Below are 2440 nucleotides of genomic sequence, written 5' to 3'. Positions count from 1 at the left end.
CAGCAGTGGATCGCCGGTTTGCCCAGCTACATCAAGGCTTATTTGCCGATTTCAAGCTGCGAAAGTTGAGTTATAAACATCAATAATGTCCTGACAGAGTAGCCTTATTTCGTCAGTGTCCTTGCTGTGAATTAACACAGTATTCCGGCAATGGATGAGCAGAATAAAGCCGCGAAAATCAGGGCAGATTGGACGGATTTTGCACATTCTTCCGGCAACTTCCCCTAAAGATTTGCACATTGTCACGGCATTCCGGCAGCGTTTATTTTCCAGAAAAAAACAGCCGGGCTCTGCCAGGCTGCTTCAGGGTCTTGTCATTCCCATTTTGTCCGGGTATACTCCAACTGATTTTATTGTATCGAAATAAGAGGGCTGTCAAAGTTCATTTGGGGGCTAAACAGAGTAAAGCTTTATTCGTAATAGCCGTCCGATTCATTCGGCACTGGGTAGGGATAAAAGAACTACCCTGGGGCTCGTCACCTCAAGGTAGTAGTTGCTATTTATCTTGATCAATATTTGTCAATATTTCTGCACTCGTTATGAATTTAATATTGTCATACTCCCATTTTAAATGCCGGTTAATAGCCCTTGCCACTTCATCCCAAGTAGGACGAATGCAATCCTTCAATATTTTATTTATTTCTATTTCCAACTGAGATATATCAAATTTATTAACAATAAATGTTGCCCTGCCATCAAAAATATTATTTTCACTTAAAAATTCCGCTAGATATTTTGGTGAAATTACTTGGAAATGAAAGCAATCAGCGCCCTTATCATGTTCTTCTGAAATATAAGCTGTTGCCCTCACCTTAAAACTACTCAGGTCTTCCGGGTTTCTAACAATGTCAATACCCTTAAGTACTGGGATTACCACACAAGTTCCACCTTTCAATTATTTAACTTTTATGTGAAAATTCCCACCAATGCTGTTCTCTAGATTCAATTCTAGTGATCCATCTCTCTTATAACCATATCTGGCAACAAGATCTCCACCTTTACTAACATAGGTTGTATACCCATTTTTAGCAACTCCTGTGGAATAGTCACTACCCAGAAACTCCTTTACAATACCCATCACCTTATCTGTAGTGACGTATTCATCTGCTAATCCAGAAATACCAGTACTTACTTTTCCTATTGTCGCTATTGTTGTAGCGCTCAAGTTACATTCGGAGTTATGCACCCAAATACCAAGGTCACTAACGAAGTAAGTATGGAACTCATCAACCGTCATGTTGTAAACCGTGGTGTGCCTGTGTTCCAGTTCGATGCTTTCAATCCTGAGTGTATTCCCATCGCTCTGAACAAGCAAGTCACCAGACTTGAGGTCCTTAACAAACGTCCACTCCTTACCCTGCACATAGAATGGATGGTTAAAGGTCGATTCAATAACTTGGTCACCCATATTAATTTTGTAAATCTCATTCGTCTCATGGTTGAAGGTAACCGTAACCTTTTTATAAGCTACCTCACCAGTCGTTTCATCCTTCGAGAGAACCTTATCTCCGACTTCAATGTCTTCGATATTTTTCTCCCCTTCGTCTGTTTTTACCTTAGTTCCAGCTACAAAGCAGTTACATGCAATACCTTTGATGATCTTCAAAGCATCATTATCAAGTGGAATTTCTCGTGTGACAGTTCTGTACTTGTTAGCAAGCTTTATTACAGCTTTGCCGCCCTTATAAACTTTTCCAACTGGCGTAAAGTCTAGCCCTGCCATACCCTTTTCAATTACACCAGCATCAGGGTCAAGCAAAGTATTAACACTATCAAGGGCTACAAACTCTGCAACTTCCATCGAACCCCTATAGACACGGTCTGTTGCCATTTTTATATAGTGTTCGGCGTAACCTACAATTTGCCTACAATAGTCAGCACCGTAGCTATTACTTATCCCACAAGCAACATTTCCCGTAGGGTCAATATACCTCAACGGATTATTCATCACATACGTATACAAATTCAAACTCAGCGGGTTTTTAATATCCCCTTCATACGTATCCTTATTAATAAACCGCCCCACCGACGGGTCGTAGTACCGCGCTCGCAAGTAATACAGCCCCGTCTCCGCATCGTACATTTCTCCTGCATACTTGAACGGATTGCTGATCTGCTCCACAGGAGAGCCGATCAGGTTGCCCCATTCGTCATACTGGTAGCTGTTTTTCACCGCTCCTTGCGTATCCACGATTTGCACGACGTCCCCATGCCCATTGTACAAGTAGTAATAAGTTTGTGCAGCCGCCCGGTCCCACTTCGCCAGCAGCCGATCCGGTCCCCAGGCGTAATTCGCCTGAATGGTGTTCGCTTCATCGGCCTCTGCGATGACTTGGCCTGATGGGTTGTACGTGTATCGCTTCGTTTCCTCCGCCGTCTTTTTCTTCAGCCGCAATCCCTCGGACTCCGGCGCATAGTCGAACTCCACGGTCACGCCGTT

At 43.1% G+C, this 2440-nt stretch carries 2 protein-coding genes; both read right to left on the bottom strand.

The window, feature by feature from the left end:
* Positions 1-496: 496 nt before the first annotated feature.
* A complete protein-coding gene (locus AC6ROY_RS25270; protein WP_500103321.1) occupies positions 497-877 on the bottom strand; it encodes an Imm8 family immunity protein in 381 nt (126 codons plus the stop codon).
* An 18-nt stretch (positions 878-895) separates the two neighbouring features.
* Positions 896-2440 (bottom strand): polymorphic toxin-type HINT domain-containing protein (locus tag AC6ROY_RS25265; protein WP_500103320.1); only part of this gene is annotated, 1545 nt, incomplete at its 5' end.

Source organism: Paenibacillus sp. sg306046, from assembly GCF_059821225.1.
Note: the sequence above shows the minus strand (reverse complement) of the source record. Positions and strands in the feature narration are given on the sequence as shown.